Origin of the sequence: Paraburkholderia sp. JPY465, assembly GCF_050436725.1 — a bacterium.
Classification (GTDB): Bacteria; Pseudomonadota; Gammaproteobacteria; order Burkholderiales; family Burkholderiaceae; genus Paraburkholderia; species Paraburkholderia youngii.
Map to the genome: position 1 here is coordinate 1761976 of NZ_JBNDMT010000002.1, position 20763 is coordinate 1782738.

The 20763-nt window shown below is 60.7% G+C and carries 14 protein-coding genes and 1 tRNA gene; 12 read left to right on the plus strand and 3 right to left on the minus strand.

From position 1 onward, the window contains the following. Nucleotides 1-76 precede the first annotated feature (76 nt). Nucleotides 77-403 carry a beta-xylosidase gene (locus tag QFZ94_RS10125; protein WP_429456590.1) on the minus strand — a complete coding sequence of 109 codons (327 nt, stop codon included), beginning with the start codon at nucleotides 401-403 and terminating at the stop codon, nucleotides 77-79. Between the two features lie 226 nt (nucleotides 404-629). Between QFZ94_RS10125 and fdnG the strand changes: the two genes are divergently transcribed. The 10 genes from fdnG to QFZ94_RS10175 all read left to right on the plus strand — a co-directional run bounded on the left by fdnG (nucleotide 630) and on the right by QFZ94_RS10175 (nucleotide 15545). Further along, nucleotides 630-3698: a formate dehydrogenase-N subunit alpha gene (fdnG, locus tag QFZ94_RS10130; RefSeq protein ID WP_429456592.1), complete on the plus strand. Its 3069-nt coding sequence runs from the start codon at nucleotides 630-632 to the stop codon at nucleotides 3696-3698. A gap of 9 nt (nucleotides 3699-3707) precedes the next feature. Then, a complete protein-coding gene (gene fdxH, locus QFZ94_RS10135) occupies nucleotides 3708-4631 on the plus strand; it encodes a formate dehydrogenase subunit beta (RefSeq protein ID WP_410852743.1) in 924 nt (307 codons plus the stop codon). Next, on the plus strand, nucleotides 4628-5284 hold the full coding sequence (locus QFZ94_RS10140; RefSeq protein ID WP_368587308.1) for a formate dehydrogenase subunit gamma: 657 nt from the start codon (nucleotides 4628-4630) through the stop codon (nucleotides 5282-5284). Before fdxH ends, QFZ94_RS10140 begins: the two co-directional genes overlap by 4 nt. Nucleotides 5285-5408: 124 nt before the next feature. Continuing rightward, the gene (fdhE, locus tag QFZ94_RS10145) at nucleotides 5409-6407 is read left to right on the plus strand and encodes a formate dehydrogenase accessory protein FdhE (RefSeq protein ID WP_368587307.1); all 999 of its coding nucleotides are present in this window, start codon (nucleotides 5409-5411) and stop codon (nucleotides 6405-6407) included. 46 nt (nucleotides 6408-6453) lie between these two features. Next, entirely contained in the window at nucleotides 6454-7902 is a 1449-nt protein-coding gene (gene selA / locus QFZ94_RS10150; RefSeq protein ID WP_410852742.1) for an L-seryl-tRNA(Sec) selenium transferase, read from the plus strand. A gap of 13 nt (nucleotides 7903-7915) precedes the next feature. Further along, nucleotides 7916-9829: a selenocysteine-specific translation elongation factor gene (gene selB / locus QFZ94_RS10155; RefSeq protein WP_429456596.1), complete on the plus strand. Its 1914-nt coding sequence runs from the start codon at nucleotides 7916-7918 to the stop codon at nucleotides 9827-9829. 51 nt (nucleotides 9830-9880) lie between these two features. Further along, nucleotides 9881-9976: transfer RNA gene (locus tag QFZ94_RS10160), tRNA-Sec, on the plus strand. A gap of 536 nt (nucleotides 9977-10512) precedes the next feature. Continuing rightward, the gene (locus QFZ94_RS10165) at nucleotides 10513-13077 is read left to right on the plus strand and encodes a hypothetical protein (protein ID WP_429456598.1); all 2565 of its coding nucleotides are present in this window, start codon (nucleotides 10513-10515) and stop codon (nucleotides 13075-13077) included. Then, nucleotides 13058-14224 (plus strand): AAA family ATPase, encoded by a 1167-nt coding sequence (locus QFZ94_RS10170; protein ID WP_429456600.1) that lies wholly within the window; start codon nucleotides 13058-13060, stop codon nucleotides 14222-14224. The genes QFZ94_RS10165 and QFZ94_RS10170 overlap by 20 nt, the downstream gene beginning before the upstream one ends. Next, entirely contained in the window at nucleotides 14217-15545 is a 1329-nt protein-coding gene (locus QFZ94_RS10175; protein ID WP_429456602.1) for a hypothetical protein, read from the plus strand. The genes QFZ94_RS10170 and QFZ94_RS10175 overlap by 8 nt, the downstream gene beginning before the upstream one ends. 308 nt (nucleotides 15546-15853) lie before the next feature. Here QFZ94_RS10175 and QFZ94_RS10180 read toward each other — a convergent pair whose 3' ends face one another. Further along, entirely contained in the window at nucleotides 15854-16057 is a 204-nt protein-coding gene (locus QFZ94_RS10180) for a hypothetical protein (RefSeq protein WP_429457795.1), read from the minus strand. Between QFZ94_RS10180 and QFZ94_RS10185 the strand changes: the two genes are divergently transcribed. After that, nucleotides 15962-17005 carry a TniQ family protein gene (locus QFZ94_RS10185; RefSeq protein ID WP_429457753.1) on the plus strand — a complete coding sequence of 348 codons (1044 nt, stop codon included), beginning with the start codon at nucleotides 15962-15964 and terminating at the stop codon, nucleotides 17003-17005. The two genes, QFZ94_RS10180 and QFZ94_RS10185, sit on opposite strands and share 96 nt — an antisense overlap. A 35-nt stretch (nucleotides 17006-17040) precedes the next feature. Then, on the plus strand, nucleotides 17041-17802 hold the full coding sequence (locus QFZ94_RS10190) for a hypothetical protein (RefSeq protein WP_429456604.1): 762 nt from the start codon (nucleotides 17041-17043) through the stop codon (nucleotides 17800-17802). A 112-nt stretch (nucleotides 17803-17914) separates the two neighbouring features. On the opposite strand, the gene QFZ94_RS10195 is transcribed toward QFZ94_RS10190, so the two are convergent. After that, nucleotides 17915-20353, minus strand: coding sequence for a DNA-binding protein (locus tag QFZ94_RS10195; RefSeq protein WP_429456606.1), 2439 nt, complete (start codon nucleotides 20351-20353; stop codon nucleotides 17915-17917). Between the last annotated feature and the right edge of the window lie 410 nt (nucleotides 20354-20763).

The window sequence follows — 20763 nt, forward strand, 5'->3', positions numbered from 1 at the left end:
AACGCAATTGCGCATCGCCGCGCGAATTGATCGCCGTCGCCAATTAGCAAACCAATTACCGCGCGGTTGCAATGCCTTATTTATTGCTGCCCGCGCCGGTCCCATACAAGCCATTGTTGAATCCGCCGGCGCCTTGGGCTTTTTGTCCCTGGCCGGCGGTTTTGCCGCGCGCATTACCTTGTCCGCTGTCTTTCGACTGAGGCGTTTGCGATTCGTGAACCGCCGATGCGGCCGGTTCAGGCTTCGAACCCATTCCGGACGAACGGCTTTCCATGTGCGAAGAGCCGCCCGACTGGGGAATCTGCGCAAGGCTGGGAGAGTTGGTGGCCAACAGTGCGGCGCCGAGAAGCGCAAGCGAGGCTGCGCCGGCTACCGCGCGGCAGGAGTAAGTAGAGTAGTTCATAGGAGCGAATAATCCGTCGAGAAGGTCAATTGAATTTCACCATTCGCGGATTGAGCATGAACGGTGCCCGGCACCTGGAATAAATCGTGCAGGCAGGGTGCGCCGTTCACTCAACCGATTTTCGCATGTCCGATTTACCCGGGTGGCCAATGCACTACGATCGAGGTACATGTCGTGAAACGGCATCTATAATCAATTTTGTTCCCAAAAGAGCCGAGGCCATGCAATGACGCAAATGACTCGGCGACAATTCCTGAAGGTTTCTGCCACCTCGCTCGCCGGATCGAGCCTAGCCCTGATGGGCTTCTCGCCGACACCCGCGCTGGCCGAAGTCCGTCAGTACAAATTGTCGCGTGCTACCGAAACCCGCAACACCTGCCCGTACTGCTCGGTGGGCTGCGGCGTCCTCATGTACGGGCTTGGCGACCAGGCCAAGAACGTGAAGACGAGCATCTTCCACATCGAGGGCGACCCCGACCATCCGGTCAATCGCGGCACGCTGTGCCCGAAGGGCGCGAGCCTGATCGACTTCATCCATAGCCCGAGCCGTCTGCGCTATCCCGAGTACCGCGCGGCCGGGGCGAACGAGTGGAAGCGCATCTCGTGGGAAGACGCGCTCGACCGCATCGCCAAACTGATGAAGGAAGACCGCGACGCGAATTTCGTCGAGACGACCGCAGACGGCAAGAAGGTCAACCGCTGGCTGACAACCGGGATGCTCGCGGCGTCGGCCAGCAGTAACGAGGTGGGTTATCTGACGCACAAGACTGCTCGCAGTCTTGGCATGCTTGGATTCGACAATCAGGCGCGTGTCTGACATGGCCCGACGGTGGCAGGTCTTGCCCCGACGTTTGGCCGTGGAGCGATGACGAACCATTGGGTCGACATCAGAAACGCGGACTTGATTCTCGTGATGGGCGGCAATGCGGCCGAGGCCCACCCGTGCGGTTTCAAATGGGTCACCGAGGCGAAGGCGCACCGCAAGGCGCGCCTGATCGTGGTCGACCCGCGCTTTAATCGCACGGCGTCGGTCGCGGACTACTACGCGCCGATTCGCACCGGGACGGACATCGCATTCCTCGGCGGGGTGATCAACTATCTGCTGACGAACGACAAGATCCAGCACGAGTACGTGAAGAACTACACGGACGTGTCGTTTATCGTCCGTGAGGATTTTGCGTTCAACGACGGCATGTTCTCCGGCTACAACGCCGACAAGCGCAGCTACGACAAGACCTCGTGGGACTACGAGCGCGGCGACGACGGCTTCGCCAAGGTCGACCCCACGCTGCAGGACCCGCGCTGCGTCTATCAGCTGATGAAGAAGCATTACTCGCGCTACACGCCCGAGCAGGTCGAAAAAATCTGCGGCACGCCGAAGGACAAGTTCCTGCACGTATGCGAGATGCTCGCGGCGACGTCGGTGCCGGGACGCGCGACCACGATCATGTACGCGCTCGGCTGGACGCAGCACTCGATCGGCTCGCAGATCATCCGCACCGGCGCGATGGTCCAGCTGCTGCTCGGCAACATCGGCATCGCGGGCGGCGGCATGAATGCGCTGCGCGGCCACTCGAACATCCAGGGCCTGACGGACCTCGGCCTGATGTCGAACCTGCTGCCGGGCTACATGACGCTGCCAATGGAGGCGGAGCAGGACTTCGACGCCTACATCGCGAAACGCGCCGCGCAGCCGCTGCGGCCGAACCAGCTGAGCTACTGGCGCAACTATCGCGCGTTCCACGTGAGCTTCATGAAGTCGTGGTGGGGCGACAAGGCGACCGCCGAGAACAACTTCGCTTTCGACTATCTGCCGAAGCTCGACAAGTCCTACGACCTGCTGCAGGTCTTCGAGCTGATGAGTCAGGGCAAGATGACCGGCTACATCGCGCAGGGCTTCAACCCGCTTGCCGCCGCGCCGTACAAGTCAAAGAACGGCGCGGCTCTGGCCAAGCTGAAGTGGCTCGTGATCATGGATCCGCTCGCGACCGAAACGTCGGAGTTCTGGAAGAACCACGGCCCGTTCAACGACGTCGACAGCGCATCGATCCAGACCGAGGTGTTCCGTCTGCCGACCACCTGCTTCGCCGAGGAACGCGGCTCGCTCGTCAGTTCGAGCCGGGTGCTGCAATGGCACTGGCAGGGCGCGGACGGCCCCGGCGAAGCGAAGAGCGACCTCGAGATCATGGCTGGGCTGTGGCTGCGGATTCGCGACGCTTATCGCAAGGACGGCGGCACGTATCCCGATCCGATCCTGAACATGAGCTGGCCGTATGCGAGGCCGGACAGCCCGACGCCCGAAGAAATCGCGATGGAGTTCAACGGCAAGGCGCTCGCGGACGTCACCGATCCGAAGGACCCGACCAAGGTGCTCGCGAAGAAAGGCGAGCAGCTCGCGAGTTTCGCGCTGCTGCGCGACGACGGCTCGACTTCGAGCGGCTGCTGGATCTTCTGCGGTGCGTGGACCCAGGCGGGCAACCAGATGGGCCGCCGCGACAACTCGGACCCGACCGGCATCGGCAACACGCTGAACTGGGCGTGGGCATGGCCGGTGAACCGGCGGGTTCTGTACAACCGCGCGTCGTGCGATCTCAACGGCAAGCCGTTCGATCCGACGCGTAAGCTGATCGCGTGGAACGGCAGCACGTGGTCGGGCGCCGACATTCCGGACTTCAAGGTCGACGAGCCGCCTGACGGCGGCATGAATCCGTTCATCATGAATCCGGAAGGCGTCGCGCGGTTCTTCGCGCGCGACGCGATGGTCGAGGGGCCGTTCGCCGAGCACTATGAACCGTTCGAGACGCCGCTCGGCTACAACCCGCTGCATCCGCACAACAAGCTGGTCGTCAGCAACCCGGCGGCGCGCGTGTTCCCGGCCGACAAAGCCACGTTCGGCACGCACGAGAACTTCCCGCATACGGCGACCAGCTATCGGCTGACCGAGCATTTCCACTACTGGACGAAGCACGCGAAGCTGAATGCGATCATCCAGCCCGAGCAGTTCGTCGAGATCGGCGAAGATCTCGCGAAGGAGATCGGCGTGGTGGCGGGCGACCGGGTCAAGGTGAGCTCGAACCGCGGGCATCTGATAGCCGTCGCGGTCGTGACCAAGCGCATCAAACCGCTGACTGTCGAAGGCAAGAAGGTGCAGACCGTTGGGCTGCCGATTCATTGGGGCTTCATGGGGCTCGCAAGGCCGGGCTATCTCGTCAATGCGCTGACGCCCCCGGTGGGCGACGGGAACTCGCAGACACCGGAAACCAAGTCGTTCCTCGTCAAGGTCGAAAAGGCATAAGGTAAAGAGATGGCACTGCAATCACTGGACATCAGACGCGTCTCGGCCACGACCACGCAGCCGCCGGTGGCCCGCGCGCCGGCCTCCGGGCAGGTCGCGAAGCTCATCGACGTGTCGAAGTGCATCGGCTGCAAGGCGTGTCAAACCGCCTGCATGGAGTGGAACGATTTGCGCGACGAAATCGGCGTGAACGTCGGCGTCTACGACAATCCGCCCGACTTGACTCCGGATTCGTGGACCGTGATGCGTTTCGCGGAGTACGAGAACTCCGCCGGCGATCTCGAATGGCTGATCCGCAAGGACGGCTGCATGCACTGCGAAGACCCGGGCTGTCTGAAGGCCTGTCCGTCGCCGGGCGCGATCGTGCAGTACACGAACGGCATCGTGGATTTTCACGAGGAGAACTGCATCGGCTGCGGCTTTTGCATCGCGGGCTGTCCGTTCAACATACCGCGCATGTCAAAGAAGGATCGCCGCGTGTACAAGTGCACGCTGTGTTCGGACCGCGTGGCGGTCGGCCAGGAGCCGGCCTGCGTGAAGACCTGCCCGACCGGCGCGATCATGTTCGGCACCAAGGAGGACATGAAGCTGCAGGCCGAGGACCGCATCGTCGATCTGAAGGAGCGCGGTTTCCAGAACGCTGGCCTGTACAACCCGGAAAAGGTCGGCGGCACGCATGTGATGTACGTGCTGCATCACGCCGACCGGCCGTCGCTGTATCACGGCCTGCCGGACGATCCGCGCATCAGTCCGATGGTGACGTTGTGGAAGGGCATAGCCAAGCCGATCGGGCTCGCCATCATGGGGATCGCCGCGCTCGCGGGCTTCTTCCACTACACGCGCGTCGGTCCGAACGAGGTGACCGAGGCCGACGAAGCCGCCGCCGTCGAGGAAGCCGAAGAGGCACGCCGTTCGCGGGAGGGTAAGCAATGAACCACTCTGAGCACACCGACTTCACGGACGTGAAGGGCAACCGCCTGATCGTGCGCTATACGCCGAACGAGCGCACGAACCATTGGATCACCGCGATCTGTTTCATCCTGCTTGCGCTGTCCGGTCTCGCGTTGTTCCATCCGTCGATGGCGTTTCTGTACTTCGTGCTTGGCGGCGGACAGTGGACGCGAATCCTGCACCCGTTCATCGGCTGCGTGATGTTCATCTCGTTCCTGATCCTTGCGTTGCGCTTCTGGCATCACAACTATCTGGACCAGGCGGATATCCAGTGGATGAAGCAGTACCGCGACGTGCTGAACAACCGCGAGGAGCGCCTGCCCGCAATCGGCAGGTACAACGCCGGGCAGAAGCTGCTGTTCTTCGTGATGGTGATCTGTATGCTGCTGCTGTTGCTGAGCGGCATCGTGATCTGGCGGCGCTATTTTTCGCTCTACTTCCCGATTGGCCTGATCCGGCTCTCCGCGGTCGTGCACGCGGTGACGGCGTTCTTGCTGATCGTCGGCATCATCGTGCATATCTATGCGGCGCTGTGGGTCAAGGGCTCCATAGGTGCGATGACGCGCGGCACCGTTACTTATGGCTGGGCGCGCAAGCACCATCCGAACTGGTTCAGAGAAATCATCGGCAAGTAAAGTATGTTCAATCGGCGCTGCCTCAGCGCGTGTCTCAATGCGCCGCACGCAGCACCCCGCGCACCGGGCCGCCGCGCCACGTCGATGACGGGCGGCGGCTCTTCAGTTTTCAGAGGTCGATAACTTGGCTCAACGCATTCTCGAAGCCGCCGACATCGAGTCGCTCGATCCCTCGGCAATACCCCGCATCCGCATGCCGGAGCGGCTCGCGGTGTTCGCGCCGCGCGCCGCGCGCCTGCGCCAGCTCGCCTCGCGCGGCAATCCGATTGCCGGCTATCTGCGGCTGATGGCGGCGCTGGCCGATGCGCAGCAGGCGGTGCTCACGCACTTCAAGGCACAGCCGCCGAGCCCCGAGCTGATCGCGAGCGCGCAGCAGTATTCGATGCCGCTAATTCCGGCGCTGTCCGGCGCGCGCGATCCGGCGTGGCGCGACGTGCTGCTGCAACTGCTCGACAAGATCGAAGCCGCGGGTCCGTTGACGCCGCCGCTCGTCGCGGTGTTCGCGCGCCTGCGCTCGCTCGACGTCGCCACGCTCGAAGCGCAGGCCGACGCGATCTTCGCGCAGCGCTTCGCCGACGTCGAGCCGGCGAGCGCGCCGTTCATCATGGCCGCGCTGCAAGTCGTATGGACCGACCTCGCCGCCGACATCGACAAGCGCGCCGTGCCGTATCTCGACACGCCGGGGCTGTGCCCGGTGTGCGGCTCGCATCCGGTGGCGAGCACGCTGCGCATCGGCGGCGCGTACGACAACTATCGCTATCTGCAATGCGGGCTGTGCGCGACCGAATGGCATATGGTCCGTAGCAAATGCTCGAACTGCGATTCGACGAAAGGCATCGCGTACCACGTGGCCGGCTCGCCCGACGCCGATGCGGCCACGCGCGAAGCCGAAACGAAAAACGCCGTGCTGAAGGCGGAGTCGTGCGACGAATGCCATACTTACCGCAAGATCGGCATCCAGGCGAAGGACTACGAGTTCGATCCATTCGCGGACGACCTCGCGAGCCTCACGCTCGATCTGCTGATGGGCGCGGAAGGTTACCGGCGCGCGTCGCCGCATCCATGGCTGTGGCCGGAGCAGACGGCCGGCGCGACGGAAGCGGAGGGCGACGAGTCCGCCTGACGGCGACCTGGCCGGACGCAAGTTCAACACGACATAAGGATTGCTCGTGAGCGATGTGAGCAGCTCGGAATTGCGTGCGCTGATGGCGCGCGTGCCGTCGGTGGACAAGGTGATGGCGTCGGCGGAATTCGCGCCGCTGATCGGCGAATACGGGCGCACCCAGGTGCTCAATGCGCTGCGCGATGCGCTCGATGCGTGGCGTATCAGCGCGCAATCGGGCGATGCGGCGGCCAACCCGGCGGTGAGCGCGCTCGATACCCCGCAGCTGCATGCGGCGGTCGCCGCGGCGCTGCTCGCACGCAACGCGTCGCGGCTGCGCAGCGTATTCAATCTGACCGGCACCGTATTGCACACGAACCTCGGCCGCGCGCTGCTGCCCGACGAGTCGGTGCGCGCCGTGATGACCGCGCTCACGCAACCGGCCAACCTCGAGTTCGATCTCGCCACCGGCATGCGCGGCGACCGCGACGACCTGATCGACGGTCTGATCTGCGAGCTGACCGGCGCCGAAGCGGCAACCATCGTCAACAACAACGCGGCCGCGGTGCTGCTCACGCTGTCCGCGCTCGCGGCGAAGAAGGAAGTGGTGGTGTCGCGCGGCGAGCTCGTCGAAATCGGCGGCGCGTTTCGCATTCCCGACATCATGAGCCGCGCGGGCGCGAAGCTGCGCGAAGTCGGCACGACGAACCGCACTCATCTGAAGGACTATGAACAGGCGATCAACGCGCGCACCGCGCTGCTGATGAAAGTCCACGCAAGCAACTATGCGATCAGCGGCTTCACGAAGGAAGTCGGCATCGACGAGATCGCGCCGCTCGCGCACGCGCGCGGGCTCGCGGTCGCTGTCGATCTCGGCAGCGGCACGCTGGTCGATCTCGCCGAATGGGGCTTGCCGCGCGAGCCGACGGTGCGCGAGACCGTCGCGGCGGGCGCCGATGTGGTCACGTTCAGCGGCGACAAACTGCTCGGTGGGCCGCAGGCCGGGTTGATCGTCGGGCGGCGCGATCTGATCGCGAAGATCAAGAAGCATCCGTTGAAGCGCGCACTGCGCGTCGGCAAGCTGACGCTCGCGGCGTTGGAGCCGGTGCTGCGGCTGTATCGCGCGCCCGAGAAGTTGACGGAGCGGCTGACCACGCTACGGCTCCTCACGCGTGCCGCCGAAGACATTCACGCTGCCGCGCTGCGCGTGCTACCGGCGCTGCAGCAGGCGATCGGCGCGCGCTACACCGTGGCGGCGGAACCGATGTTCAGCCAGATCGGCAGCGGCGCATTGCCGGTCGACGTGCTGCCGAGCCATGGCCTCGTCATCAGGATGAGCGACGGCAAGCGCGGCGGCCGTCATCTGCTCGCGCTCGAAAAGCAGTTGCGCGAGATGGCGCGGCCGGTGATCGGCCGGATCGCGGACGACGCGTTGCGGCTCGATCTGCGCTGCCTCGAAGCCGCCGACGAAGCGCAATTGATCGCACAGCTAATCGCGCAACCGGAAAGCAACTGAAGGACAGGCACGCATGATCGTCGGTACAGCGGGGCATATCGACCACGGCAAAACCAGCCTCGTGAAGGCACTGACCGGCGTCGATACGGACCGGCTCAAGGAAGAAAAAGCGCGCGGCATTTCGATCGAGCTCGGCTACGCGTACGTGCCGCTCGAGAACGGCGACGTGCTCGGTCTGATCGACGTGCCGGGCCACGAAAGGCTCGTGCATACGATGACCGCGGGCGCGAGCGGCATCGACTTCGCGCTGCTCGTGATCGCCGCCGACGACGGCGTGATGCCGCAAACCCGCGAACATCTGGCGATCGTCGAACTGCTCGGCATCCGGCACGGGGCGATCGCGTTGACGAAAGTGGATCGCGTCGACGACCAGCGACTGCGCGAAGTGCACGACGAAGTGACTGCGTTCGTCGGCGATAGCGTGCTGCGCGACGCGCCGGTATTCGATACCTGCGCGACGCGCGCGGGCGATGCGGGCGTCGCGGCGTTGAATGCGCATCTGCGCGAACAGGCCGCTGCATGGCGCACGAAGCGCGATGACGGCCTGTTCCGCCTCGCCGTCGATCGTGTGTTCACGCTCGCGGGGCAGGGCACGATCGTGACGGGGACCGTCGTAGCAGGCAGCGTGAACGTCGGCGACACAATGCTGCTCGCGCCGAAAGATCAGCCGGTGCGTGTGCGCGGTATCCATGCGCAGAATCGCCCCGCCGAAACCGGCCGCGCCGGTCAGCGCTGCGCACTGAATCTGGCGGGCATCGACAGGAGTGCGATCGAGCGGGGCGACTGGATCGTCGATCCGCGACTGTCGCAAGGCAGTGAGCGTATCGACGTCACGTTGACGCTGCTCGCCGACGCGCCGCACCCGCTCGAACACTGGACGCCGCTGCATGTGCATCTCGGCACGCAGCATCAGGTTGCGCATGTCGCGCTGCTCGAAGGCGATACGCTCGCGCCCGGTCAGCGCGCGCGCGTGCAACTGGTGTTCGAACGGCCGCTGTGCGCGGTGCCGGGCGATCGCTTCGTCGTGCGTAACGCTCAGGCCAATCGCACGGTGGGCGGCGGGCACGTGCTCGATCCGTTCGCTCCGGCGCGCAAGCGGCGCTCGGCGGAACGCTTCGACCGGCTCGACGCGATACAGACGCTGCTCGACACCGGCTCGCTCGATGCGCTGTTCGCGCGCGCGCCGCACGGTTTGTCGCGGGCGTTGCTGGAGCGCCTGACGGGCATGCCGGCAGCCACGTTCGCGTTGCCCGCCGGGACGCGCACGATCGAACTACCGGGCCATGACGCACTGCTGCTCGCGGACGCGACATGGCATGCCCTTGCCGGGCGCGTGACGAGCGCGCTCGCGCAATATCACGAGCGCTCGCCGGATGAATTGGGCCCGGACGTGTCGCGCTTGCGGCGCATCGCGGCGCCACTGGTCGACGACGCGCTGTGGCGCGCGTTGGTCGACGATGCGGCGGCGCGTGGCGAGCTCGTCAGACGCGGACCGTGGCTGCACTTGCCCGACCACACCGTGACACTCGACGCAGCCGATCAGGCGCTTGCCGCGACGCTGCTGCCCGAGATCGAGGCGGGACGTTTCGATCCGCCGTGGGTGCGCGAGCTCGCAAACGCGCACGGTGTGCCGGAGGAGCGCATGCGACAGTTGCTGCGCAAGCTCGCGCGTCAGGGCGAGCTGTTCCAGGTCGTGCATGACCTGTTCTATCACCAGCAGGTGATTCGCGAACTTGCGTCGATCGCGGCGACGGAGGCGCAGAAGAACGCCGGCACCGTGGCGGCCGCGCCGTTTCGCGACGCGACCGGACTCGGCCGAAAACGCGCGATCCAGCTTTTGGAGTTCTTCGACCGGGTTGGGTATACTCGCTTCCACCGTGGCCTGCACCTCGTGCGCACGGATAGCCGCTGGCTCGATCTGCGTTGATCCGGCTTTTGCGGCCTGTTTCTATCGGGCACGCGTCATTCAATCACCGTAGGAAGGCATTCGTATCCGGTGGTGCGGCTGGGCTTCAAACCCAGTTGAGGGCGTCAGACGCTCTCAGGTCGGTTCGACTCCGGCTGCCTTCCGCCATAAGAACATCGAGTCGCCGCTTGCTAAATCCTGTAGAGGTAACCATAAAACTTCCGCCTGGAAGTTAATTGGTTTAATAATAAGGCGAGAAATTTACATTTAGTTACATCCTCATTGCCGACACGTGCCGAAGCCGCGTCAATCAGGTGCAAAGCGTTGTGCGACAAAGCTCGACCGGCGACGTTTGCCGCAACGCGAAGGACACCAACTGCTCGCGTGCGTAGTTGTCGAGCCTCCCGTGCTTGACCAGCACAGTGCAAGTTTCTAGCGTTAGCATAGCTCGTCGTCAAGTGATTCCGTCAGTTGCCTTGAGCTTGGCACGGCTCTCTAGGTCGCGCCTATATTCGGGGTTGATGACGCCGCTGGCGATATCTGTTCTGAATTTAGAATTAGGTGTACGAATGAATGTGTTCTCTCAGGATCGTTTGTACTCGTTGCTTGACGAACTGGATATACCTCCTGCGACAAGGAGGCGCATACTCGATAGCTTTCGGCGACCTGCGCGAGACTTGCAGCCTAACCGCTTCCATGCACCCATGGAAATGCCCTGTCCGAAAATGGAGTTGGTTATCCATGTCGCAAACGCGGTCGAGAGGGCGGCAGCAAATGCTTACTTGTTCGACGATGAAGTTCTAGGTTATCTCGACAGTCCATTTGAACTGCATGTCAAGTATAGAGGGCGTGGAGGGAAGGAGATTTGTTTCAACTGGTCGCAAGGGTTTCTAGTCTTCACTTCTTCATGCATCTACCTGGATGACTGGATCACGCTGGATTCCGTGAATGCAAAATGCAAGCGCAATCCGGCTCGCTACAAAAGAGAAGGTACGGTCATCAGATGCCCTCCTCTCGAGGAGGCGGCCAGTAAACTAAAGCTAACTTACAGGCTCCGCATTGCAGAGGAGATCGATGCGACCGCAGGTCGGAACAGAAATTTTCTGCGATCGTACTTGGTTGATGGAGAGGACGTTCCTTCGCACTTTGTCCGCGAAGTGAAGGAGTTTTTCGGCCGCGTCTCATTTGCCACACTGGAGGAACTTCGAACGGCGATTCCTTTGCACAAGATCAATGTTTTCTATGCCGCAATAGCAACTGGAAACATAGTTGCCGATTTTTCGAGCGCTTTCGTGTGTGAAAACCATCGCTTTATGGTGTTTCGCGATCTCGAAAGCCGAGATGTGTATCGAGAGGCGTATCAGTGGGAGCGTAGGCTTGCAGCGCTTGAATCGACCCATTCGCCTCCAGATTTTTCTGTTGGAACTAGACTTGTCCTGTGTTCACATGCCTTTACGGTCGCGGTGCGTGGCAACATTGACGCGTTCCTTGCTCCGGACGACGATGGAAAGCCGATCGTTGTTCCGGTGGCGGATCTTGTGCGCTACTGGCGCAACAACGAAATAACTATTGTCAGCCTGCCAAAACCAAATGATGACGCGTTGTGCTTGGAGTCTCAGTGGCGTTATGCATCATTGGGCGCGGTACGGAATGCTATCAATAAGCTTGAACTGCTAGAGATGTGGGAGCGCGGTGATCGATCGCTTCGAGTCACCGAGGCTTATTCGGATAGGTCGTACAGAAGCTTCCGAAAAGCAAGAGCCAGCGCTCTACAAGCAGGGGAGGATGTCCTCGCGGCTCTCTTGCCGAAGTGGCCAGACAGGGGAAATCGGAAAAAGAGATTGAGTGACGAGGTAGAGACGGAAATAGAAAAAGTATTTAAGGAAGATTATGAATCGCTTCGCGGGCCAAAGAAGTGGTTTGTTTACGGAAAACTCGGAAAGCGATTGGAGGCGATCGGTGAAAAAATCACCAAGGTCACATTTCTTCGTCGCGTAGCCAAAGAGACAGACGTTGAAACAATAAGGAAGCGGGCAGGCGAGAAAGCTGCTTACCAAGCATCCCGCTTCGTCTGGGTCCTGCGTCACGACACCCCGGTGCATGGTGACTATCCCATGCAGTACGTTCATATCGACCATACTGAGTTGGAGATAGAAGTGGTGTCAAAGAAAACTGGGGAATCTCTCAAGCGACCAATTTTGACCCTGATTATATGCGCATTTAGCCGAAGGATATTGGGATTCTATCTTTCACTTCGCAAGCCAAGATATCTGTCATGTATGGCTGCGTTGATGGATATGATACGACGAGTCGAGCGCGCACCAGAATTTGTGGTGTTTGATGGAGGATCGGAGTTTGGGGCTGCTGACTTCAAGTGGATGCTTCGCTTTCTCCGCTCAGGAGAAAAGCCGAGAAAGACCTCCGCATGTCGGGAAGGTGATGTAATTGAGAGGCTCTTCGGTATGTCGCAGGCGGCGTTCATCCACAATCTTTACGGCAACACCAAGCTTCGAAGAAACCCAAGAAGTTTGACGAGAAAATCCGACCCGACCGTTTTGGCGCGACATACCCTCGAGGAACTCTACGATGGGCTCGAAGAGTTTTTCTTTGATATCTATGACAAGAGACGTCATGGGACGTTATGCATGTCGCCACGACAGAAATTTGAGAAAGGCCTCGATGGAGCTGGTAGACGTCCTGGGCGAAAGCGATATCTTAAAGATTGCATTCCTTTTGCGTTCCCCACAGTGCGAGGAAATACGCGAAAGCTTGATTGCCAGCGCGGAATACGGACGGATCATTCTCAATTCAGAAATCCTCGCTTGGAGAGTCCTCTATACCACGGGTTGTCTGTGCAAGTTAAGAATCACCCAATCGATCCCAACATAATTTACGCAGATGTGAAAGGTGAATGGTATCCAATGTTACGCGTTAAGACCGATGCCGACAGTTCATCGACTGAGCCGATTTCGTTAGCCGAAGCTGAGGAAAATTTCATTCTCCATAGCAGGGTCCTTGAATCTCAGTACGAAGCGAATATGGCAGTATCGGGAATAGTCGAGAGTATGGATCGGAAGTGGACTCAGCGCGTTGCTGCAAATCAGTGGGAGCAAGAAAATTCGGATCCGGATGAAGAAGCTGGAGACAAGCAACTTGACGATGATGTTGCGCAAACAAAGTCTTCCGGTGGGGCGGAAGAGGAGGCGTCGCTTGCCGAACAGATGCGATTGCTCAAATCTGGAGGTTACCATGCCAAAAGGTACAAATAACAAGACCGTGGAAAGATGCCCGGAAGACGTCCTGAGAGCCCCTCTCAAGGTTCGCTTGGAATATTTCAAGAATGCGATCGTGAGTCACAATATTTTCGATGATGTCATGGAAAAAATCGAGGCGGCGATCGAGTGTGGTCTGCCTGGAACGATGTTGGTGCTCGTGGGTCCGGCGGGCGTCGGAAAATCGTCCGTTGGAGATGTACTGCATCGTAAGGTAAGCGAAGAATTCTTCAAATCTCATCCGGAAGATATGCATACCATTCCGTCTGCATTGATAGAGGCATGGTCTGGAGAAGATGGACGGTTTGACTTTAAGGACTTCTATGAACAGATCCTCGAAGCGCTCCAGGCTCCCCTCATCTCGAATACATTGCCTGAGGTGAAAAAAGTAATCTGTGGTCGGGAGTTTTTTCTACCGGATATCACTCAGCGACGAGCGCCGACTGTGTCAGTATATAGAGCGCGTTTGCGCCGCTCTATTCAAGAGCGGAAACCATTCGTTCTCTTTTTTGATGAAGGGTCTGCGATTATAGCTTCGTCGAAACCGGAACGAGTTCGCCAGAAATCGAACACGCTTCGGTCCATGGTGAACAAATCCAGCACGACAATGATCCTATCGGGAGCCTACGATTTATATGATCTGGTACTGCAAACCGGTCAACTAGCCCGTCGCGGTGATGTAATTCATATGGCACCTTATCTACCGAAGCAGGTGAAGGAGTTCGCTGAAGTCCTATATGCGTTTCAGGATATTATGCCTGTGAAGGGAGGATGTAACCTTGAACCATTCGCTGAGGATCTTTCAAAACAATCCCTACGCACGACAGGGCTTTTGAAGAAAATCCTCATTAACGCGATCGCAATTTCAGATAAGGAAAAGCGGCCGATCGATAAGGAAATCCTTAGCGAAAGTTACTACAAGCCCGCGCAGCTCGAGAAGCTTGAGCTAGAGATGTTTGATGGGTACCTGAAGGTTGAAGGAGTTCAGCATCCAAACGATAAGCGCAAGTTGGGGGCACCTAAGACGAGGGAGAACGGTGCTGACGGCTCCGACGGCGCTCCAGCAAAGGCCGCAAAGAAGCGCGGCCGTCGTCCCGGCAGAGTGACGCCTTCGCGAGGTGCGCCGAGGAGCAGTCGTGATTGATTTCGATCCGCATTACCGGGTGCGCCCGCGCGCGCTTTTTCTTCTTGAGCCCCGTGCGAACGGGACATGGGCGCGCCAGCGGCTGACCAGCTACGTGCAAGAGCTTGCGATCACGTCATTGATAAAGCCGCACGCACTCCGCGACCACTTTGGGCCATTTCCGTTTGGCGCTCGTTGCAGGGAAGGGGCGGTCGATCCCAGCAAGGCTCCCAATATTAACGGAGCTGCGGATTGCGCACGAAACTGGGTCTCGGTAGTGAGTGAGCTTGTCGGACGAACGGATATCGAAGGCTTGACGCTCCTTCCCTTTGCGGATTTCGTCCGGTTCGGCGGAGGAGCGCATCTGCATGCACGCCGCATGTGGTGTAGGCGTTGTCTTCAAGAGGACCTGGTTTTGGGGCAGCTACCATACGAACGCCTGCTGTGGTCGCTCAGGCAAGTCGTGGTCTGCCCGTTACACGGGAGCTTTCTCGATTGCATCTGCCCTCACTGTGGCCGTTCCCAGACGAATGAGCTGGCTAGGGATTGTCTGCCGGGGCACTGTGGATTTTGCCAACACTTTTTGGGTGACGAGAGGACCGACGATGTCGTGGAATCCGAAGGTGTCGCATCGGAATATCAACTCTGGGTAGCAAGAGATTTTGGCAATCTTCTGGATATGAATCCCGATCAGATAGAAGGAGCTTCACATGAAAATGTGCGTCTCATGATGCGATTGGCGATAGCCAAAGCGTGTCGTGGGAGACCGCAAGTGTTCTCCGAGAATCTGCGATTTGGTTGCGAAACTGTCAAAAACTGGGTGGGCGGATGGAGGAGGATGTCACTCACCGTCATCAGTTCACTGTCCTGGATATATGGTGTACCCATGCGTGCGTGGCTTCTCGGGGAGGTCGACGCATGGGATCGTTGTTGTGTTCGAGAACTGCCCCTCGACATTCATCGGGATTCAGATTTCCGGACGAGGTCCTATTGGTGCGATTGGGATGCCGTAGGGGCTCGGATTCTTGCAAGGCTGGAAAGCGACCGGCCACCGCGTGGTGTGACCGACGCCGCGCGGCTGGAGTACATGACAGCTGAAACCTTCAAGAAGCGACTTCCCGACGTGTATCGTCGCGTACGCGACGCGGCTGCGGAGAGGCGCAAGGCGTCTGGTGCAATAAACAGATCCAAGCTCAGGGAAAGAATTCGTGTATGCATAGAGCAACTGATCGAGGAAGGTCTGCCGGCAACGCGAACGAGAGTAGCGACTCGACTTGGGAGAGGATTGTTTCCAAAAGGAGAGAAGATCTACTGGGAGGAGATCAGGCGTTTCCACGGATGATCGTCGCTCGGCCGCTTGGATGATGCGGCATTCAGTGCAGAAACCCTGAGCGTCAGATCGGAGGCAGGGAAAATCAACAGCGGATATTGATGTTGGAGGACTGTCTGGTGAACGGTCATCATTGTCCTGATAGAACGGTCTTTCATCTCAGGCCGGTCAGCTGTGTCGGTTCAGCTCGTCAGAAATTGACCGATTACGTGGTCCAAATCGCAAGCAATTCGCTGCTGCCGGTGGACGTCATCGTGAAAGAGTTAGTGCGGTGGCCTGCCGGCAATGTGAGCTCGGACGCTACTCGTCGACCCTTCGCGTCAGGCCAGCATCTGGCGCTGGCTAATGCGCACGGAGAGACAGCAAGGTACTGGGTCGAACGTCTCAATGATCTTACTGGGCGAACGGACCTTGGGGCGCTCACGCTTTTGCCTTTTGCCAGCGTTTTGCGCGATCCATTTGGACTGGTTGGGCGTGCCCGACGGTGGTGTCCTGTCTGCCTTCAGGATGATTTGCTCGCCCATGGAAATATTTACGAGCGCTTGATCTGGTCGATAAGGCTTGTGGAATGGTGCCCTGTCCATGACGTCCCGCTAACCAACGTTTGTCCTGAATGTCAATACAGACACTGCGCCGAAGCTTGCCGCCGCTCTATCTCGGGATGCTGTGCTCACTGCCATCAGTGGCTTGGAATGGAGATGCCTCGATATCGGAGATTTTTAGGCCGCAGCAGTCGAAAATGCGCTCGGGAAAGATGGATTGCTAGCGAATTTGCCTCGTTGCTGGACGTCCCAGAGACATCGCTTCACAAGATCTCACGGGAGAGCTTGGCGTTGGTGATTGAAGCAGGTATTGATCGGGTTGCCGGAGGCAATGCGAAGCGATTCGCAAGCATATGTGAAAAATCCGCTTCTAGCTTATCGGAATGGCGCGGCGGTCTTGTGACTCCCTCAATTCAAACGGTCTTCGATATGTGTGAAAGGTTTCAGATTCATTTGGCTGACTGGCTTTGTGCGCATTCCGATGCCTGGCCGGATAGCCTGGAGCGTCGAAAGTATGCCGTTGAATATACTCCGCGTCGAACCGCCTGTTTGGAGCGAAACTGGCTGTCAATTGAGCAAAAGCTTCGAACGATGGTGAATTCAGATGGATTCCGCCTGAGTTGGGAGCAGACAGCAAGGAAGCTCGATATTGATCCGTCACAACTGCATGCGAAGTTTCCGGAACTCGCGTGCAAGATTTCAGGGAAGGCGCGCGACCGTAGGGCACGTGACCGCGCCGATCGAAGTGAGGCGCGACGTACTATGTTGCTTGGGCATTTGAAGAAGGTTATTGGAAGATTGATAGCTTCTGGCATCAATCCATCGCGGCGGCGTGTGGAGGCTGAGTTGACCAAGCTGGGAGTCGTGTATCGATGGGCCGACTATCCGCTACTCGCTCAAGCTAGACGTGAAGTAGATCGGGCCGCGTGATTGAGCATTGGCACGTATTCGTTCGCAAACCGAAAATGAAGATCTATCTGACAGTTTCGAATGATTTTACAGGTCCGCAGTCGTCGGCACCTGCATTGCAAATCATCGACGACCGAGTACAGTTAGAGCTATCCGGTACTGCGTTGCTTCGGTTTCGCAGCAATGCTTCGATGTTGGGGAGGTGCAAAATGCAGGAGCTTTCGGACAGAGGAAACGTGACAAATCCTTTAATTACCGGTATCTCGGCATATGAAGGGAGTTTGGAGAAGCTCTACGTTCCACGTGCGCAATCTGATACCTCAACGGATCGAGTTCTTGGCAGCTTAAAAGCAGACAGTAGGTTGCCGGTTTTCCGTGTCGTTGGTAGATCAGGGATCGGCAAGTCAGGGTCGCGCCGACACGCATGTGTAGACTGCAGCGGCGAAGAGGTTGGCGCGCCGCATCAGCTGGGAGCGGCGGACACACCAGATAAGATGGATCACGATCGCAATTCCGTTCGTGTGGAGCATTTGGGCCATTATGTCGAACCGGAAACCGATTTTCAGGCGTATCTGAAAAAATTCTGGATCGCCCCCGAGCGGAGCCGGAAACATGTCCTTGTGGATCATTTTCGTTTGCCGCAAGGTGGATATCTTCCCATGGGTGTCTTGTCGGACCTGTTTGCTAACTGGCAACGCGGTAAGACCGCGCACGCCACAGGTAACGCCGCGCTTGCTCTGTGTCGCCAGTGGGCCGATCTTGGTCGCTACGGTGCTCTGCAAGCGCATTTTGACGCTTGCGACGGTCAGCTACGCTAACCAGTGGTTTGAATGGAGTCGCGCGACTAGTGGAGACTCTTTTCGGCTGGTCTTTGCAAGAGATCCCTCCGGCAACTGCCAAAGAATGCGTGCGCGAGTTCTATCGCGCAATTTAGCGAGCATTGGTTGGAAAACTTCCCTCCACAAACTCCCTGAGCTGGGAAATATCAGTGCGCGCGTAGGCCGCCGTCGTCTGCACCGACGCGTGGCCCAGCAGCGCCTGCGCAACCGGTAGCGGCACGCGGTGATCCACCACAAGCGTGCGGGCATAGCCATGGCGCAGCCAGTGCGTGGAGGCCCGCTCCAGGGCCGCGCGCATTGCGCTGTCCTCCATCGGCACACGCGGCGCGGCCAGTGCAAACACGGCGCGCACCTCGTCATAAAGCCCACTCACGCCGAGTGCGCGACCGCGCTCGCTGTGGATCAGCGGCAGGCGTTCGTTCGTGGTAGGGTCGGCCGGTAGTCCCACGGCGCCCCGGTAGGCACGCAGCGCGGGCAGACAGGCGGCCGGCAGCGGGATGGCGCGGGGCCGGTGGCCCTTGCCCAGCACGTGCAGGGTCCACTGGCCGGCCTCGTCGACTTCAATGTGCGGCAGCGCCCGATCCTCATGCCACGCCAGTTCCGCGAGCCGCACGCCGGCGAAGCGGTACAGCGTCCAGATGGCCCGGCGTCGGGCCCAGACCGTGGACGGTACGTCCGCCGGCGCGTCGCCGGCCGCGACCGCGTCGCAGTGGGCGAGCGCGGCGGCGGGCAAAAACCGCACCGGCGTCCACGTCATGCGGGCGCGTCGCCCGGCGGCCAGTCCGTCGGCCGGATTGACCGAAAGATACCCGGTGCGGTGCCACCAGGCGAACAGGCTCGAGACCGCGGCGAGAGCACGGGAGACGCTGGCCGGGGCGGCGCGCCGCACATTTCCCGCTGCGTCGGCCTGCGGCGCCTGCACGGCATCGCGGTATGCCATCAGGTCCTGGCGGGTGAGATCCGAGAAGGGGCCAAGACGCTCGCCCCGACACCAGGTAGCCAGGCGCCGCAGTTCCGTTACATAGGCACGCAGTGTGTGGGGCGAGTGGGAGGCCCGCTCGCGCAGGAAGAGGCGGACGGCCTGCGTGTCATCGCCGACCCCGAGCGTATTGGTCAGCGCGACAGGGTTCGCGAAGCGCCCCGCACGGGCAAGCCAGGCCGGGTCGACGCTGGCAGGCATCCACACCGCGTCCGGCGTGATGACGGCTGCAAAACGAGCGCTGTCCGGCGCCATTTCGACCGCTGCCACGCGAAAGCGCCGGCGGTGCTGCCGCAGGACGCGTTCGAGCACCACCGTAGCGGAGGGCGCCGAAGCTTCGGGCACGACCTTGAGGCGCCCGCGCTCCCAGTACTCGATCGCGGTATCGTGCTCGAGCAGCAGCGCGAACACGGCGGGGTGCTCCCGCTTCGCGTCGGCCAGCGACGGGCAGCCCCGCTTGAGTGCAGAGAGGGTCCAGCGGAGATAGAGCGGGTGGCCGAATGCGTGCGCGAGGTACGCGAGCGCGGCCTCGACGGACCCCGGCAGACGCTGTGGCGGACGGCAGCCGGTATCGACCCAGTCGGACGGATTCATCGCGCTCTCCTCGGCGACGTGCTGGCGGCTGCCGTTGTCGTTCGGGTCGCGCTGCGCGCCGGCCGCCGGCCGCCGGCCACCGGCCGCTTGCTGCTTTGCCGTCGCGGTGCCGACGAGCGCCAGCGTCTGCCGCTGCTGCTCCACCACGGTGCGGAGTGCGGCCGCCTCCGCCGCGGCGCGCTGCCGGCCATTGCGCTCTTCTGCCAGTTCGGTGAGCAGCCGGTCCCGCAGCGATTCAAAGGCCGCGAGGCGCTCGGCCGCGCGCGCGAGTTCCGCTTCGAGGCGTACCCGTTCGGTCTGGAAGGTCTCGCGCTGGTGTGCCGTTTCGCGCAACAACTGCTTCGAGAGGCCGTCATAGCGCACCCGTTCGGCTGCCAATTCGCCTGCATGCGTCTTGGCCGCTTGCGCAGCAGCCTCCTCGGCATTGGCAAGTTGAGACTGGAGCTCGGCAGTCGCGGATTCGAGCAGGCGCGTTCGCTCCTGGAGCGCGCGGCTTTCGAGTCGTAGCCCCAGTAGTTCTTCATTGCGCGCGGCCAGCTGGGTGTGCAGGTCGGCGAGTTCGGTGCGAAGCAGCTCCGTGCGCAGTTCAGCTTCGTGCCGTGCGGCGTCTGCGGTCTCCCTGGCCTGTTCCGCGTCGTGCCGCAGCCGCACGACGTCTCCGAGTTGGGTCGCGACCGCAGCTTCCCACAGTGCGCGCATCTGTGCGGCGATCGGGGGTGGCACGTCCGGGATGGCAAAACCGGCGAGACCTGCGTGGACGAGTTCGGCTTCGATGGCGTTCAGATGGCGCGACAGGGTGGCGGGATCGCCCGCGCCCAGCCGTGCGCGCAGCTTGCGGACCGATACGATCCGGCGGAAACGGGCGTCGGACGCAGGCGTGGTCTCGCCGGCTTCGGCGAGCATCGCGAGGACAGTCGTGCGGATCGCATCGGCAGTGACGGCGGCGGGGCGCGACATGGGACCTCCGGCAGCGGAGTCCAGCGCGAGGCGGGGAGGTCGGGAATAGCCGGCCGCGCAAAGCGCAGGGCGGGAGTTCCAGTGTGGATTACGCACGAATCTAACGCAAGAGAACCCGATTTGGCGCGGCAAAAAAGACGATTGCCGTGATAAACGCCCTTATCACGGCCAGCGGACACGTCTGCCTGCCGGATTGCGTCGACATAGCACCCGCCGGCCTGACAAGGCGGAGAAGGGCTTTGGCTGATCGGCGAGCCTCAGAGCTTGAAAGGCGACTGCTTTATGAGCAGTCGTACGCGGCCGGCGCGAAGCAGACTCAATCAGTGCGGCGGCATGCGCACACCTTCCGCATCACAAAGCTGCTGGCGCCAGACCAAGATTTGCGAACGACGGCTGACGCTGAACGAGGT

What these genes read in the sequence shown, in the direction of transcription:
- QFZ94_RS10125 (WP_429456590.1), bottom strand. Translation starts at nt 403, where the DNA reads ATGAACTACTCTACTTACTCCTGCCGCGCGGTAGCCGGCGCAGCCTCG.
- fdxH (WP_410852743.1), top strand. Translation starts at nt 3,708, where the DNA reads ATGGCACTGCAATCACTGGACATCAGACGCGTCTCGGCCACGACCACG.
- QFZ94_RS10140 (WP_368587308.1), top strand. Translation starts at nt 4,628, where the DNA reads ATGAACCACTCTGAGCACACCGACTTCACGGACGTGAAGGGCAACCGC.
- selB (WP_429456596.1), top strand. Translation starts at nt 7,916, where the DNA reads ATGATCGTCGGTACAGCGGGGCATATCGACCACGGCAAAACCAGCCTC.
- QFZ94_RS10165 (WP_429456598.1), top strand. Translation starts at nt 10,513, where the DNA reads ATGGAAATGCCCTGTCCGAAAATGGAGTTGGTTATCCATGTCGCAAAC.
- QFZ94_RS10170 (WP_429456600.1), top strand. Translation starts at nt 13,058, where the DNA reads ATGCCAAAAGGTACAAATAACAAGACCGTGGAAAGATGCCCGGAAGAC.
- QFZ94_RS10180 (WP_429457795.1), bottom strand. Translation starts at nt 16,057, where the DNA reads ATGGGCGAGCAAATCATCCTGAAGGCAGACAGGACACCACCGTCGGGC.
- QFZ94_RS10190 (WP_429456604.1), top strand. Translation starts at nt 17,041, where the DNA reads ATGAAGATCTATCTGACAGTTTCGAATGATTTTACAGGTCCGCAGTCG.
- QFZ94_RS10195 (WP_429456606.1), bottom strand. Translation starts at nt 20,353, where the DNA reads ATGTCGCGCCCCGCCGCCGTCACTGCCGATGCGATCCGCACGACTGTC.